Annotated in this window: 13 protein-coding genes; 4 read left to right on the forward strand and 9 right to left on the reverse strand. The window is 65.5% G+C overall.

Features of this window, described 5'->3' with window-relative positions; all coding sequences use genetic code 11:
- The first annotated feature begins 82 nt into the window (after window positions 1-82).
- Window positions 83-1,150, forward strand: a complete 1,068-nt coding sequence (locus KW830_RS10455; RefSeq protein ID WP_066540068.1) for a diguanylate cyclase — start codon at window positions 83-85, stop codon at window positions 1,148-1,150.
- Window positions 1,151-1,341: 191 nt separating this feature from the next.
- On the opposite strand, the gene tyrS is transcribed toward KW830_RS10455, so the two are convergent.
- The gene (gene tyrS / locus KW830_RS10460) at window positions 1,342-2,574 is read right to left on the reverse strand and encodes a tyrosine--tRNA ligase (protein WP_066540065.1); all 1,233 of its coding nucleotides are present in this window, start codon (window positions 2,572-2,574) and stop codon (window positions 1,342-1,344) included.
- A gap of 185 nt (window positions 2,575-2,759) precedes the next feature.
- On the opposite strand from tyrS, the gene KW830_RS10465 reads away from it, so the two are divergent.
- Together KW830_RS10465 and KW830_RS10470 are read left to right on the forward strand one after the other, a co-directional pair.
- Window positions 2,760-4,130 (forward strand): M23 family metallopeptidase, encoded by a 1,371-nt coding sequence (locus KW830_RS10465; protein WP_066540060.1) that lies wholly within the window; start codon window positions 2,760-2,762, stop codon window positions 4,128-4,130.
- A 96-nt stretch (window positions 4,131-4,226) separates the two neighbouring features.
- Window positions 4,227-5,363, forward strand: coding sequence for an anhydro-N-acetylmuramic acid kinase (locus KW830_RS10470; RefSeq protein ID WP_066540058.1), 1,137 nt, complete (start codon window positions 4,227-4,229; stop codon window positions 5,361-5,363).
- A gap of 105 nt (window positions 5,364-5,468) precedes the next feature.
- Here the strand turns inward: KW830_RS10470 and mdtD are convergent, their stop codons facing one another.
- The 4 genes from mdtD to rplM all read right to left on the reverse strand — a co-directional run bounded on the left by mdtD (window position 5,469) and on the right by rplM (window position 8,467).
- Window positions 5,469-6,875: a multidrug transporter subunit MdtD gene (mdtD, locus tag KW830_RS10475; protein ID WP_066540056.1), complete on the reverse strand. Its 1,407-nt coding sequence runs from the start codon at window positions 6,873-6,875 to the stop codon at window positions 5,469-5,471.
- Between the two features lie 129 nt (window positions 6,876-7,004).
- Window positions 7,005-7,370, reverse strand: coding sequence for an iron-sulfur cluster insertion protein ErpA (erpA, locus tag KW830_RS10480; protein ID WP_066540053.1), 366 nt, complete (start codon window positions 7,368-7,370; stop codon window positions 7,005-7,007).
- Between the two features lie 265 nt (window positions 7,371-7,635).
- Window positions 7,636-8,028, reverse strand: coding sequence for a 30S ribosomal protein S9 (gene rpsI / locus KW830_RS10485; RefSeq protein WP_066540051.1), 393 nt, complete (start codon window positions 8,026-8,028; stop codon window positions 7,636-7,638).
- A gap of 10 nt (window positions 8,029-8,038) precedes the next feature.
- Window positions 8,039-8,467, reverse strand: a complete 429-nt coding sequence (rplM, locus tag KW830_RS10490; protein WP_066540049.1) for a 50S ribosomal protein L13 — start codon at window positions 8,465-8,467, stop codon at window positions 8,039-8,041.
- A 307-nt stretch (window positions 8,468-8,774) separates the two neighbouring features.
- Between rplM and KW830_RS10495 the strand changes: the two genes are divergently transcribed.
- Complete coding sequence (locus tag KW830_RS10495; RefSeq protein ID WP_066540047.1) at window positions 8,775-9,677, forward strand: 23S rRNA (adenine(2030)-N(6))-methyltransferase RlmJ; 903 nt, start codon at window positions 8,775-8,777, stop codon at window positions 9,675-9,677.
- A 119-nt stretch (window positions 9,678-9,796) separates the two neighbouring features.
- Here the strand turns inward: KW830_RS10495 and KW830_RS10500 are convergent, their stop codons facing one another.
- The 4 genes from KW830_RS10500 to KW830_RS21470 form a co-directional block, all read right to left on the reverse strand.
- Window positions 9,797-10,492 carry a septal ring lytic transglycosylase RlpA family protein gene (locus tag KW830_RS10500; RefSeq protein WP_370626115.1) on the reverse strand — a complete coding sequence of 232 codons (696 nt, stop codon included), beginning with the start codon at window positions 10,490-10,492 and terminating at the stop codon, window positions 9,797-9,799.
- 144 nt (window positions 10,493-10,636) lie between these two features.
- Window positions 10,637-11,482, reverse strand: a complete 846-nt coding sequence (gene metF / locus KW830_RS10505) for a methylenetetrahydrofolate reductase [NAD(P)H] (RefSeq protein WP_192334778.1) — start codon at window positions 11,480-11,482, stop codon at window positions 10,637-10,639.
- Window positions 11,483-11,493: 11 nt separating this feature from the next.
- Complete coding sequence (locus tag KW830_RS10510; RefSeq protein ID WP_066540790.1) at window positions 11,494-12,489, reverse strand: TlyA family RNA methyltransferase; 996 nt, start codon at window positions 12,487-12,489, stop codon at window positions 11,494-11,496.
- A 179-nt stretch (window positions 12,490-12,668) separates the two neighbouring features.
- A complete protein-coding gene (locus tag KW830_RS21470; RefSeq protein WP_304516313.1) occupies window positions 12,669-14,651 on the reverse strand; it encodes a methyl-accepting chemotaxis protein in 1,983 nt (660 codons plus the stop codon).
- Window positions 14,652-14,659: the final 8 nt, after the last annotated feature.

Here is a 14,659-nt window from a genome sequence, read left to right on the forward strand (position 1 = left end):
GCGCCACAGCGGGCGCAGCCGGTTGCGGCGGGGCCCTGCGTGCGGGAGGCGCTTTCCATAATGGCAGCAGCCCCATCTGCCTATGTCCACCACCGCCCAGCCGCTGCACGAAAGCTACCGCCTGCTGATCCGCTTTTGCGCAGTGGTGGTCTGTCTGGTGCACCTGGCCTTCATTCCCATCTTTGCCGGTACGGGGGTGCATGCGCTGGCCGCCGGCAATGTGCTGAGTGTCCTGGCCTATGGCTACGCCTACTGGCAAAGCCGGCCCCAGGGCAATGTGCGCTTGGCAGCCGATGTGATTGCCCTGGAAATCGGGCTGCACGCCGTTGCTGCCACACTGGCCATCGGCTGGAGCAGCGGCTTTCACTACCTGATGATCCCCATGGTGCCGGTGTGCATGCTGTCCGCCACCCGACCGCGGGCGGCGCGCATGGGCATCGTGCTGTGCATTTCGCTGGCCTATATCGGGCTGCGTTTCTGGAGCAGCCGGCACCCTCCCTTCTACCGGCTGTCCGACGGACTGCTGCAGGCGCTGGAATACGGCTGCCTGGTCACCCTGTTCCTGGCCTTCATCACCATCGCCCTGCGCTACCACGACATCATCGTGGAGGCACACGAGATGCTGCGGCATGAGGCCTTCACCGACCCGCTGACCGGTGCGCTGAACCGCCGCCGCTTGGCCCAGGTGGCCACGCTGCCCCCCGCCGCCGACACCCACAGCGCGCTGCTGCTGTGCGACCTGGACCATTTCAAGCTGGTCAACGACCAGTACGGCCATTCAGTCGGCGATCAGGTGCTGCAGGCCTTCTACCGCCAGTTGCTGGAATGCACGCGCGGCGGCGACCATGTGTGCCGCTGGGGCGGCGAGGAATTTCTGGTGCTGCTGCCCCAGACCGACATGGCCGTGGCCCGCATGGTCGCCTACCGCCTGCGCGCCAGCGTGGAGCGGACCTCGGTGCGCCTTCTGTCCGGCGAACTGCTGTTCATCACCGTCACCGTCGGCCTGACCCACCTGGGTCCGGGAGAGCCGCTACAAGCCGCCGTGCACCGGGCCGACGAAGCGCTGTACCGCGGCAAGGCCGCCGGCCGCAACCAGGTGCAGGACAGCACCGTGGAACGCCCCGTTCCTGTGGCGGAACTGCAGGTGTAGCCGCGTTCAGCCCCCCGGCGTGGCATGGGCCTTGACCCGCTCGCCCCACCAGAAACAGAACAGCCTGTGCACCAGCACCCGGCCTATCGGACGGGACACCATCCGACATGCTGGGCGCCTGTGCACAGGCTGCTTGGGTTTTCAGGCTCGCTGGCCCGGTAGCCCCGAACGGGGCGGCCGAGCACGTCCGCTCAGGCCAGCGTCACGCGGGCGAACTTGCGCTTGCCCACCTGCAGCACAAAGCTGCCAGCATCCAGTTTCAGGCCGCGGTCGCTGATGACCGTGCCGTCGATGCGCACGCCGCCGCCGTCGATCAGGCGGTTGGCCTCGCTGGTCGACGGGGCCAGATTGGCCTGCTTGAGCAAGGCGCCGATGCCCAGCGGGGCGCCGGACAGGCTGACTTCCGGGATATCGTCGGGAATGCCGCCCTTGGAGCGGTTGGTGAAATCCTGCTCGGCCGCATCGGCCGCCGCCGCACTGTGGAAGCGCGTAGTGATTTCCTTGGCCAGCGCCACCTTGGCATGCTTGGGGTTGCCGCCGGCGGCAATGTCCGCCTTCAGTTGGGCGATGTGTTCCAGGCTCTGGAAGGACAGCAGCGTGTACCAGTCCCACATCAGGTCGTCCGAAATCGACAGCACCTTGGCAAACATGGTGTTGGCGTCTTCGGTGATGCCGATGTAGTTGTTCTTGGACTTGGACATCTTGTGCACGCCGTCCAGGCCCACCAGCAGCGGCATAGTAAGCACACACTGCTGCTCCTGACCATACTCTGCCTGCAGATGGCGCCCCATCATCAGGTTGAACTTCTGGTCCGTGCCGCCCAGCTCCAGGTCGGCCTTGAGCGCCACCGAGTCATAACCCTGCAACAAAGGATAGAGAAACTCGTGCAGGCTGATGGAGCTGCCTTCGGTGAAACGCGTGTGGAAGTCGTTGCGCTCCATCATGCGGGCCACGGTGTACTTGGCCGACAGCTGGATCATGCCGCGCGCGCCCAGTTGGTCGCACCATTCGCTGTTGTAGCGCACCTCGGTCTTGGCCGGATCCAGCACCTTGGCAGCCTGGGTGTAATAGGTTTCGGCGTTGGCCTTGATCTGCTCGGCCGTCAGCGGCGGGCGCGTGCTGTTGCGGCCCGACGGGTCACCGATCAGCGTGGTGAAGTCGCCGATCAGGAAAATCACCTGATGGCCCAGGTCCTGCAGCTGGCGCATCTTGTTCAGGACCACGGTGTGGCCCAAGTGGATATCGGGGGCCGTGGGGTCCAGGCCCAGCTTGATGCGCAGGGGCACGCCCGTGGCTTCGGACTTTGCCAGTTTCTGGATCCACTCGTCCTTGGGCAGCAGTTCATCCACTCCGCGCAACGTCACTTCCAGCGCTTGTCCTACACCTTCCGTCAACGGGAACGTCTTAACACTATCTTGATTCATAAGGGTTTTCTTGGATGCGATGGAGAGGTCGCCCGTTATACTCCGGGCTCGGTCGCAGTGGCGGATTCTAGTAGGCATCCCGTATCTACTCCGCCGTATGGCTGCTATCCGACACCTTGCACACACCATTCCTACGCTATCTCGCGCAGGGGGACAGTGGTGTGCCAGACCCTAGGGACATCGTTTTGAAAGACAGCTTGATATCTGCCGGCAGTGCTTTGCTAGCACGGCTGGCCCTTCTGGTGCAAAAGCACCCCAAGCGCGTCACCAGCGGAGTGGCAGCCCTGCTGCTCTCCGGAGGCGGTGCTGCGTTTGCAGTGGCATCGCTGGGCCCCGACGTGGCCGACATGCCGGTGCGCACCATCACACAGACTGTGCCTTCCCTCGTGGAAGACACATCGCTCGCCGACCTGGCCGATCTGAACAGCTTCACCCTGTACCGCAGCGACTACACGCGCGGCACGGACACGGCAGAAGCGCTGCTGCAACGCCTGGGCATTGCCGATCCCTCGGCTTCCGCCTTCCTGCGTGCAGACAGCAATGTGCGCCAGAACCTGCTGGGCCGCGCTGGCCGTCTGGTGTCTGCCGAAGCCACCAACGACCACCAGCTGCAAAAGCTCACCGCCCGCTGGACCACCAGTGACGACAGCGATGAATTCCAGCGCCTGGTCGTGGAACGCGACGCCAACGGCAAGTTCACGGCCTCCATCGAGACGGCCGAGCTGACCGTGGGCTCGCGCCTGGCGGGCGGCACCATCCGCAGTTCGCTGTTTGCAGCCACCGATGCCGCGTTCATTCCCGACAGCGTGGCCGTGCAGATGGCCGATGTGCTGTCCGGCAGCATCGACTTCCGCCGTTCGCTGCGCAAGGGTGACCGTTTCTCCGTGGTCTACGAAAGCCTGGAAGCCGACGGCGAGCCCCTGCGCGCCGGCCGCCTGCTGAGCGTCGAATTCCACAACAACGGCAAGACCCACCAGGCCATGTGGTACCAGCCCGAAGGCGCCAGCCGCGGCAGCTACTACGACCTGGACGGCCGCAGCCTGCGCCAAGCCTACCTGACGTCACCCGTGGAATTCTCGCGCGTGTCCAGCGGCTTTGCCATGCGCCTGCACCCCATCCAGAAGACCTGGAAGGCCCACCTGGGAACTGACTTTGCGGCCCCCACCGGCACCAAGGTCCGCACCATCGGCGACGGCGTGGTGGAATTCGCAGGTGTGCAGAACGGCTTCGGCAACGTGGTGTTCGTCAAGCATGCCAATGCCGACCATGTCACCGTCTACGCCCACCTGAGCCGCATCGATGTGCGCAAGGGCCAGAGCGTGGAACAGGGCCAGACCATTGGCGCCGTGGGCTCCACCGGCTGGGCCACCGGCCCGCACCTGCACTTCGAGTTCCGCGTCAACGGCAAGCACGAAGATCCGCTGGTGGTGATGGCCAAGAACGCGGCCGATGCACCGATCGACCGCCGGAACGAAGCCGCCTTCAAGCAGTACTCTGCCCAGATGCGCATGCAGCTGGATTCGGCCCAGACCGTGCAGCAGGCCAGCGCCCAGTAAGCGCCGCCACCCTCTCCTGCAAAGGCCCCTCCGGGGCCTTTGTCGTTTCCGGGGCATACTGCGCCTTTGCTGTTGCCCCGACCGTTTCCGTCCGCCATGACCGTTGCCACTCCCGCTTCCGACCTCTTCATCGGCCTGATGTCCGGCACCTCATTGGACGGGGTGGACGGGGTGCTGGTGGACTTCCGCCACGGCACCCGCGTGCTGCAGCATGCCAGCTGCGGCTTCACGCCCGGCCTGCGCGCCGAACTGCTGGCCTTGAACACCCCCGGCGGCCAGGACGAGCTGCACCGCGCCGCCCTGGCGGCCAATGCCCTGGTGGCCCACTACGCCCAGGTGGTGCAGCAGTTGCTGCAACGCAGCGGCGTGGCGACCGACCAGGTGGCCGCCATCGGCGCCCACGGCCAGACCGTGCGCCACCGCCCGCAGCTGTTCGACGGCACGGGCTACACGCTGCAGCTCAACGCCCCGGCCTTGCTGGCCGAACGCAGCGGCATCACCGTGGTCGCCGATCTGCGCAGCCGCGATGTGGCCGCCGGGGGCCAGGGGGCTCCCCTGGTGCCGGCCTTCCACCAGGGCGTCTTCGGCCAGGCCGGCCGGACCACGCTGGTACTGAACATCGGCGGCATTGCCAACCTGAGCGTGCTGGGTGCGGACGGTGCCGTGCAAGGTTTTGATTGCGGCCCCGGCAATGCGCTGATGGACGGCTGGTGCCTGCACCACACCGGCCAGCCCTATGACGACGGCGGGCGCTGGGCTGCCAGCGGGCGTGTGCTGCAGCCTCTGCTGCAGCGCCTGCTGGCCGAGCCGTTCTTTGCGCAGCAGCCCCCCAAAAGCACGGGCCGCGACCTGTTCCACACCGACTGGCTGACTGCACACCTGGCCGCCATACCAGAGGCAGCCGCAGCCGCTGCAGCGGATGTCCAGGCCACACTAACCGAGCTGACCGCCGCAAGCTGTGCCGATGCCGTGCGCCGCTGGGGCCGGGGCGGCAGTGCCCTGCTGGTCTGCGGAGGCGGCGCCTTGAATGCCCACCTGATGCAGCGTATCGCCTCCCTGCTGCCAGGCGTGCAGGTGGGCAGCACCGCCGCGCGCGGCCTGCCGCCGCTGGAGGTGGAAGCCGCCGCCTTCGCCTGGCTCGCGCGCCAGTGCCTGCGCGGCCTGCCGGGCAATCTGCCGGCGGTGACCGGTGCGCGCGGCCCACGCGTGCTGGGCGCCATCTACCCGGCCTGAAAAAAGCTTTTCAACAGCACCGCGGCCTGCGCGGCAGGCACCTGCCGGACTGTCGCTATCTGGCGGGCATCGCCAGACTCCCGCCCGCAGGCTGGCAGGTTTTTTTCAGTCGCCGCTGTCCGGGGCCGGGCGCACGCGCTCGTCGCCATCGAGCTGGCTGAACACAAGGGTGGACGCCAAGGTCATCAGCCCCACGGTGGCAAAGGTGGCATGGATGGCACGCAGCGACTGGTCGCCCAGTGCGCTCCAGACATCGGAGAACCCGCCCAGCAGTGCGCCGGCCAGCGCCACCCCCATGCCCATGGACAGCATCTGTACCATGGACAGCAGGCTGTTGCCACTGCTGGCGAACTCGCCTTCCACGTCTTTGAGCGTGACCGAATTCATGGCCGAGAACTGCATCGAGTTGATGCCGCCAAACACAAACAGCTGGGCCAGCAGCAAGCCCAGCGGCTGCTGCGGCGACACCAGGCCGAAGCTGGCCAGCACCAGACCCAGCAGCACCGAATTGACCTGCAGCACCCGGCGGTAGCCATAGCGCTGCACCGTGCGCACGGCGATGCGCTTGACCAGCATGCTGCCCACCACGGTGGCCAGCATCATCAGCCCGGCGTGGAAGGGCGACATGCCCAGGCCCACCTGAAGCAGCAGCGGAATCAGGAACGGTGCAGCGCCGCTACCGAAGCGGGCAAACAGATTGCCCAGCAGGCCCACCCGCAGCGAACGCACGCTGAACAGCGCGGGCGGAAACAGCGGCTCGGGCACCCGCAGCGCGTGCATCCAGTAGGCCGCCAGACTGGCCAGACCAAACACCATCAGCACCGCCACCAGGGCCGTACCAAGACCCATGCCGGACAGGCCGTCCAGCGCCACGGACACCGCCACCATGCCGAACGACAGCAGCGCATAGCCCCAGCCGTCGAAACTGCGGCGCGGCTGCTCCGCGCCCACGGGCATCCAGCGGCGTGTGGCCCACATTCCGAACAGCCCCACCGGCACATTGATCCAGAAGATCCAGTGCCAGCTGGCCACTTCCACCAGTGCACCGCCCAGCGTGGGGCCCAGCAGCGCGCCCACCTGGCCCGGGATGGCAATGAAACTCATGGCACGGATGAATTCACCCTTGGGGTGGCTGCGCAGCACCGCCAGCCGGCCCACCGGCATCATCAGGGCGCCCCCGACCCCTTGTACCACGCGCGCGGCCACCAGAAAGCCCAGGTTGGGCGAGAGCGCGCACAGCACCGAGCCCAGCACAAACAGCGCGATCGCCGTGGCATAGACCCGCTGGGTGCCAAAACGGTCCGCCACCCAGCCCGAGGCCGGGATCAGCATGGCCGTGGTCAACGAATAGGCCACGATCACCGACTGCATCTTCAGCGGGCTCTGGCCCAGCGACTGCGCCATCGCCGGCAGTGCCGTGTTCAGAATGGTGGCATCCAGCGACTGCAAAAAGAAGGCGATGGCCACCAGCCACAGCAGGCGTTCACGGTGGGGGGCAAGGGATTCACTCATGGGAAACAGGGAAGCAAAACTCGCACGGCAATGCGTGCAACAGACGCAAAAAAGCCGCTGGCGTGCAGCGGCTGGATCGGAGGGGATGGCACAGTGTCGGCGGCATCCCGCGTGACAGGCAGAAAGCGCTTACACCGAGAAGCTGGAACCGCAGCCGCAGGTGGTGCTGGCATTGGGGTTCTTGATCACGAACTGGGCACCTTGGAGGTCTTCCTTGTAATCGATCTCTGCGCCGACCAGGTACTGGTAGCTCATGGCGTCGATCAGCAGCGACACACCATTCTTGGTCATCGTAGTGTCGTCGTCGTTGGTGATCTCATCGAAGGTGAAACCGTACTGGAAACCCGAGCAGCCGCCGCCTTGCACAAAGACGCGCAGCTTCAGGTCGGGATTGCCTTCTTCGGCAATCAGATCCGCCACCTTGGCAGCTGCGCTGTCGGTGAAGAGGATGGGGGCCGGCATTTCGGTGATGGTGTTTTCGGCAACGGCGCTCATGGGGATACTCCGATGGTTCTGAATTGGCCCGAATGGTACAGCAAAGGGCTCGGGAATTGCTGCCGCGTCCAGCTTTGACGACAGTGCAAGTGGGGGCTTTGCCCCCGGAGGACGCTGGGGACTTCGCCCGGACCAGGGAGGGGCAGCCGTACCGGACCATGCCGGCGCGGGAGCGACCACAAAAAAGCCGCCGAACCCGAAGGCTTGGCGGCTTTTTTTGGCGGATGGCCTTCCCGGAGGAAGACCATCCTGCAGCAGAAGCGGATTAACGCTTCGAGAACTGCTTGGCGCGGCGTGCAGAACGCAGACCGACCTTCTTACGTTCGACTTCACGAGCGTCACGGGTCACGTAGCCGGCTTGGCTCAGTGCGGACTTCAGGGAAGCGTCGTAATCGATCAGAGCGCGGGTGATACCGTGGCGGGCAGCGCCAGCCTGGCCGGATTCACCGCCGCCGTGGACGTTGATCTGGATGTCGAAAGCTTCGACATTGCCAGTCAGCACCAGGGGCTGCTTTGCGATCATGATGGAGGTTTCGCGGCCGAAGTACTGCTGAATGTCTTTGCCATTCACAGTGATCTTGCCGGAGCCCTTCTTCAGGAATACACGGGCGACGCTGGACTTGCGACGGCCGGTACCATTGTTCCAATCACCAATCATTCAAGTCTCCTTAGATTTCCAGAGCCTTAGGCTGCTGTGCGGTATGAGGATGCTCAGCACCGCCGTAGACCTTCAGCTTCTTGATCATGGCGTAGCCCAGGGGACCCTTGGGCAGCATGCCCTTGACGGCCTTTTCCAGAGCACGGCCAGGGAACTTGGCTTGCAGATCGCGGAAGTTGGTGGCAGTGATGCCGCCGGGGAAACCGGAGTGACGGTAGTACACCTTGTCCAGGTTCTTGGTGCCAGTGACCTTGAGCTTGGAGGCGTTGATGATGACGATGAAGTCGCCGGTGTCAACGTGAGGTGTGTAAATGGCCTTGTGCTTGCCGCGCAGACGGAGTGCCACTTCGCTGGCGACACGTCCGAGCACCTTATCGGTGGCGTCAATCACAAACCACTCGTGTTGCACCTCAGCGGGCTTTGCGCTGAATGTAGACATGAGTTTTCTCTTTCAAGAGGGTTTGGCGGGCCCTTTTCCGCGGTCGGTGCTTCTTCTTGAAAAAGACAAGTCTTTTAAAGGAAGCCTCTTAGGCGGGGATGTTCAAACCGGAGTTTCAACCTTCGCCGCGGGACCCATAAAATCGCTGCGAAGCCCGCCATTATACGAAATAGCGTCCAATAGGGGGGAACGCCCCTACCAGTGCACCCGTTTTTGTGCCACGGTGGCGACCACACCACACCGGGAAAGGCCTGCTCGCCCTACCCTCACACCATCTGCCGCCCCGCGGCCACCGCCTTCGACTGCCATGTTCAGCTACCGCCACGCCTTCCATGCCGGCAACCACGCCGATGTGCTCAAGCACACCGTGCTGATCGCCACCTTGCAACACCTGACGCAGAAGGACACGGCGCTGAGCGTGATCGACACCCATGCCGGCGCCGGCCTGTACCGCCTGGACGGTGACTACGCCAACACCAGCGGCGAGGCGACCGAAGGCGTGCAGCGCCTGCTGGACACCCCGTTTGACCAGCTGGCGCCCGCGCTGCAGGACTATCTGCAGGTGCTGGCCAGCTTCAACCAGGGCAACAAGCTGCGCGTCTACCCCGGCTCGCCGTTCATCAGCCACAGCCTGCTGCGCCCCCAGGACAAGATGCACCTGTTCGAGCTGCACCCCACCGATTCGCGCACGCTGGCCGGCAACATCGCCCAGCTCGACCCGGGCAAGCGCATCCTGATTGCGCAGGAAGACGGTTTCACCGGCGTCAAGAAACTGCTGCCCCCACCGTCGCGCCGCGGTCTGGTGCTGTGCGACCCCAGCTATGAGATCAAGACCGACTACCTGCGCGTGGCCGACATGGTGCAGGACGCGCTGGCGCGCTTTGCCACCGGCACCTATGCCGTGTGGTACCCCATCATCGCCCGCCAGGACGCGCACGATCTGCCGCGCCGCCTCAAGACCCTGGCCACCAAGGCCGGCAAGGGCTGGCTGCACGCCACGCTGACCGTCAAATCCAGCAAGATGCAGTCGGCCGCCCTGTCCGCCACCGAGGACGAACCCAGCAAGCGCCCCGGCCTGCCGGCCAGCGGCATGTTCCTGATCAACCCGCCCTACACCGTCAAGGACAAGCTCAAGACCGCCCTGCCGCAGATGGTCAAGCTGCTCGGCCAGGACAAGCACGCCGCGTTCACGCTGGAATCCGGCCAATAAAGCCAGAAAGGGCTGCGGCCCGCCGCTGCGCCAAGCGGAGCGGAGGGGCCTCCCCCAAAATGCACAGAGGGTTCAAGGAAGTGTCGCCTTGAACCCATTTTCACATGCACCCCGGGCGCTCACTTCTTCTTTTTGCTGACCTGCTTGGCCACCGTGCTGGTGGATTCGCCATGGGCCTGGCGGTGTGCCTCCACCGCGCGGCGGGCGTCGGGGCTCAGGTCGGACAGGCGCGCTTCGAGCTGGCCGTCCAGATCATCGTCCTCACCCGGGCATTGGGATTCGTCGTCAGCCAGGGCCCACAGCTCCACCGGCTTGATCCCCAGGCCCACCATGCCCAGCTGCTCGGCCGCACCCTGGCTCAGGTCGATCACCCGGTTCTTGGCAAACGGCCCCCGGTCGTTGATGCGCACCACCACCGTCTTGCCGGTGACCGAGCTGCGCACGCACACCCGCGTGCCAAAGGCCAGCGAGCGGTGGGCAGCGGTCAGCTCGCCGCTGTTGAAACGCTCGCCATTGGCGGTCAGCTTGCCGTGAAAACCGGGGCCGTACCAGGAGGCCAACCCCTTTTGGTCGCTGTCCCGGGCATCCGGCGCGGTTTGCGCCGCCGGATCGGGCTTGTCGCTGAGCTTGGGCGGCTTGGGAGCGGCCTTGGCCAGGGCCTCGGCCCCCTTGCGGTCGTGGCTCCACCAGCCCCAGCGGCTGGGGCGGGCGTTGGGGCCTTCGGGAATGGGCGCTCCCGCCTGGGTGGGCGTGGCTGTGGCGGCGCCTTCCGGCGTGGTGGGCAGCGGGGCGCAGCCGCTGATGAATAACGTCACCGTCCAGGCCGCTGCCCAGCGATGGCGTGCCGCCCGGGAGACGATTCCCGCAGTTTGGCAGATGGATGGCATGCAATGTCCTCTGTCACGCACAGACGGTGGTGCCACCACCGCAGGCGGAATCAGCGGAACAAACCGCAGCCCTTAGAGCCCGAGGCGACGGCACAGCTCCAAGGTCGCTGTGCTCTGGTTCATGGTGTAGAAGTGCAGGCCCGGCGCGCCTTGGCTGCGCAGCTGCTCGCACAGGTGCGTGACCACGTCCAGCCCGAAGGCACGGATGGAAGCCACGTCGTCCCCGAAAGCCTGCAGTCGCAGGCGGATCCAGCGGGGAATCTCAGCGCCAGTCGCATCGGAAAAGCGCATGAGTTGGGAAGAGTTAGTGATCGGCATGATACCCGGGACGACCGGGATCTGGATGCCAAGTGCTTGAATTCCCTCCACAAAGCGGTAGTAGGCGTCGGCGTTGAAGAAGTATTGTGTGATAGCCGAATCGGCTCCCGCCTTCACTTTTGTCGCAAACGCCTGCAGGTCGGCATCCGGACTTTTGGCCTGCGGATGGGTCTCGGGGTAGGCCGCCACCTCGATGTGGAACCAGTCCCCGAACTCCTTGCGGATGAACGCCACCAGGTCGCTGGCGTACTGGAATTCACCGCCCAGACCGTAGCCGCTGGGCAGGTCGCCGCGCAGCGCCACGATGCGCTTGACGCCCATGGTCTGGAGCTGTGCCAGTTCCTCGCGCACCTTGGCATGGGTGGCGCCCACACAGGAAAAGTGCGACGCTGCGGCCACGCCTTCGTCCTGGATGGCTTGCACCATGCGGAACGTGCCTTCCTGGGTGGAGCCGCCGGCGCCATAGGTCACCGAGCAGAATTCCGGCTTGCGGGCGTACAGCTCCTGGCGCACGTTCACGTGCTTGGCTGCGCCTTCGGCGGTCTTGGTGGGAAAGAATTCAAAGCTGACCGGGAATGCGGTCGAATCGTTCTGCGCCATCGGGGTCTTCCTCACGCTTTGGTGGCGTGCACAAAAAATTCACGGTTGCCGTCGCCGCCTTCGATGGCGCTGTCGTACCAGCCCACCACCTTCAGGCCCACTTCCTTGCAGCAGGCACGGATACGCTGCTCCACCTCGGCATACAGCGCCGGGTCGCGCACGATACCGCCCTTGCCGATCTGGCCGGGCTGCAGCTCGAACTGGGGCTTGACCAGCATCAGCAGCGGCGCGCCCGGGCCCATCAGCGGCACCAGCTGGGGCAGGATCAGGGTCAGCGAGATGAAGGACACATCCCCGGTGACAAAGTCGAACACCGGCGTGATGTCGATGTCCTCGGTCCCCGGCTTGCGGCGGCGCTCCACCGGCGCCGTACCGTCTGCGCGGGCCTTGTCCTTGGCGGCGCGCTCGGCCTTGAAGGACTCGATGTCCTGCTCCTTGGCGTCTTCGCTGTCGTCATAGTCTTCATCGACCATGCCGCCATTGCGCATCCAGGCATAGGGGGCCTGGGGCTGGGTGTCGTTGTCTTCTTGCTCTTCGATGACTTCGGACAGCGCATCCTCGCAGCCCTGCACCAGCGATTCGGCAGTCATGGCGCGGGCGTTCAGCCCTTCCACGCCCACCACGCGCGGATCGCTCTTCAGGCGTTCATGCAACTGGTCGTGGCCCACGTCCACACCGATCACCTGGGCAGCCCCGGCCTGCAGCAGGCAGTCGGTGAAGCCGCCAGTGCTCTGCCCCACGTCCAGGCAGCGCAGGCCGCTCACCTGCAGGCCCGCCGCAGCCAGCGCGCCTTCGAGCTTGAGGCCGCCGCGCGAGATGTACTTGGCCTCGGACGCGTCCAGCAGCTGCACTTGCGCACCTGCGGGAATGTCGTCACCGTTCTTGGCCACCTGGGTCCACGGGGCCAGGGGCATGGTGCGCCACTGCACACCGGCTGCAATCAGGCGCTGGGCCTGCGACCGGGTGGCGGCATGGCCTGCCTCCACCAAAAAAACGTCTGCGCGCATCGCGCTCTCCTTCAGCTTCACCGGGCAGGCCGCTGTGTGCGGCCTGCGCCTGTTTTCCAAGCGGGTTGTGCTTGCAACCACCGATCCCGGTGCCCCAGCACAGCCCAACTCTCTATGAATGGACACTAGCCACTATCAGCTTGTGCTATGAAGGCGGGCGCATGCACCACACCTTCTCCTTATGTCAGGCGGCGCTCCCCACCGCCATGGATGCGGAAGTTGCCCACCACTTCGGCCAGCAGCCGGGCCTGCTCACGCAGGCTTTCGGCAGCAGCCGCACTTTGTTCGACCAGGGCCGCATTTTGCTGTGTCATGTCGTCCAGCTGGCCCACGGCGGTATTGATTTCCGCAATGCCCTGGCTCTGCTCACCCGCAGCAACCGAGATCTCCCCGATCACTGCGTCCACCCGCACCACCGAATCCACGATCTCGTGCATCGTGGCCCCGGCTTCGCTGACCAGGCGGGCGCCTTCGTCCACCTTGCCCACACTGCTGCCGATCAGGTCCTTGATCTGCTTGGCCGCCTCGGCACTGCGCCCGGCCAGGGCACGCACCTCGCTGGCCACCACGGCAAAGCCCCGGCCCTGCTCACCGGCGCGGGCGGCTTCCACCGCCGCGTTCAACGCCAGGATATTGGTCTGGAAGGCGATGCCGTCGATCACCCCGATGATGTCGGCAATCTTGCGGCTGCTCTGGTTGATGGCATCCATGGTCTGCACCACCTGCTGCACCACCGTGCCCCCGCGCCGCGCCACATCCCCGGCCGACACCGACAGCTGGCGCGCCGAATCGGCCGAACCCCGGCTGTGCGACAGCGCATCCGTCAGCTGGGCCATGGAGCCTGCCGTCTGCTGCAGGCTGCTGGCGGTCAGCTCGGTGCGGCTGCTCAGCGACTGTGTGCCGGAGGCAATCTCGCTGGTCGCCGTGGCAATCGATTCCGACGATTCCTTGACCCCGGCAATCACCTGGGCCAGCGCCCGGTCGGCGCTGCGCAGGTCTTCCAGCAGGCGTGCAAATTCATCCTTGGACACCGGTGCCTGCACCGTGCCCAGATCGCCGGCCGCAATCGCCTTGGCCGCCTGCGAAGCCTGGGTCAGACTGGCCGCCATGCTCAGGTACACGCCCACATACAGATAGACCGAAGCGCCAATGCCCAGCGCCAGCAGCAGCACCAGCAGGTTGCGCTGGGTGGCCGCCTCGGCGCCGCGCTCGGCCAGCAGCTGGTCCAGCACTGCGCCATTTTGCGACACCAGTGCCCAGGCCGCATCGATGGTCGGCTGGGCAGCAGTCTGCACCTCCTGCTGCGACACCGCCACCTGGTCCACCAGCGTGAAGTGCTTGCGCACATAGCCCAGCAGCTCCTTGGACGTGGCCTTGAGCGCGTCAAAGCGCGCGCCCAGCGCCTGCTGCACCGCGGCATTGGCCTGCATGGACTGCGACAACTGGGTTTCCACGCCCGAGAACGTGTCGTTCAGGCGCGCCTCGGTCACTTCGTAGAACACCTTGTCCTTGGTATCCACCACGCCACGGCTCACATTGAGCAGCGCGTAGGCAGCAATGCGCACAGCAATGCCGGCCGTGGACGGCGTGTGGTTGGCCAGCGGGTAGCCCAGGTAGAAGATATCGGCATCCGGATCCTGCGCCAGACCGGAACGGTTGCCCAGATCGCGCATGAAGGCGTAAAGGCGTGCGTACTCGGGCGCATGGGCGGCAAAGGCTTTTTGCGCGAAGTCGGCATCGGCCGGCAGCGCGGCAATCTTGCCTTGCAGCTCCTTCCAGCCTTGCTGCAGGCCTTCGGTTTCCTTGCGCATGTCGTAATAGCGCTGTTGCGCCGCGACGCGGGCTTCGATCTTGGCCAGGGTCTTGTCCACCACCGCCGCCTGGCGCTGGAAGGACTGCATCAGCGCCGCATCGCCGGCCTGGCCGGTGATGGCCACCCGGCGGCTTTCGATCAGCACCTGGTTCCACTCCACCAGATCGGCCATCAGCGCCACCGCGGCACGCTTGGCCTCCAGTGCCTGCACCCGCGCCTGGTAGCGCTGCACCGCCATGGCACCCACCAGCCCCAGCATCAGCAACAGCGGAATGCCCGCCAACAGGAATTTGGGACCCAGTCGCAAACGCGACATCAATGCCACAGCGGGCTGAAACAAACCTCTCATGACCTGGC

It is taken from the genome of Comamonas sp. CMM03 (assembly GCF_019218715.1).
Classification (GTDB): Bacteria; Pseudomonadota; Gammaproteobacteria; order Burkholderiales; family Burkholderiaceae_C; genus Comamonas; species Comamonas terrigena.

Excerpts from the sequence above, each read along its gene's own strand:
- erpA (WP_066540053.1), bottom strand. The coding sequence starts at position 7,370 with ATGAGCGCCGTTGCCGAAAACACCATCACCGAAATGCCGGCCCCCATC.
- KW830_RS21470 (WP_304516313.1), bottom strand. The coding sequence starts at position 14,651 with ATGAGAGGTTTGTTTCAGCCCGCTGTGGCATTGATGTCGCGTTTGCGA.
- KW830_RS10495 (WP_066540047.1), top strand. The coding sequence starts at position 8,775 with ATGTTCAGCTACCGCCACGCCTTCCATGCCGGCAACCACGCCGATGTG.
- metF (WP_192334778.1), bottom strand. The coding sequence starts at position 11,482 with ATGGCGCAGAACGATTCGACCGCATTCCCGGTCAGCTTTGAATTCTTT.
- rpsI (WP_066540051.1), bottom strand. The coding sequence starts at position 8,028 with ATGATTGGTGATTGGAACAATGGTACCGGCCGTCGCAAGTCCAGCGTC.
- KW830_RS10510 (WP_066540790.1), bottom strand. The coding sequence starts at position 12,489 with ATGCGCGCAGACGTTTTTTTGGTGGAGGCAGGCCATGCCGCCACCCGG.
- mdtD (WP_066540056.1), bottom strand. The coding sequence starts at position 6,875 with ATGAGTGAATCCCTTGCCCCCCACCGTGAACGCCTGCTGTGGCTGGTG.
- rplM (WP_066540049.1), bottom strand. The coding sequence starts at position 8,467 with ATGTCTACATTCAGCGCAAAGCCCGCTGAGGTGCAACACGAGTGGTTT.
- tyrS (WP_066540065.1), bottom strand. The coding sequence starts at position 2,574 with ATGAATCAAGATAGTGTTAAGACGTTCCCGTTGACGGAAGGTGTAGGA.
- KW830_RS10470 (WP_066540058.1), top strand. The coding sequence starts at position 4,227 with ATGACCGTTGCCACTCCCGCTTCCGACCTCTTCATCGGCCTGATGTCC.
- KW830_RS10455 (WP_066540068.1), top strand. The coding sequence starts at position 83 with ATGTCCACCACCGCCCAGCCGCTGCACGAAAGCTACCGCCTGCTGATC.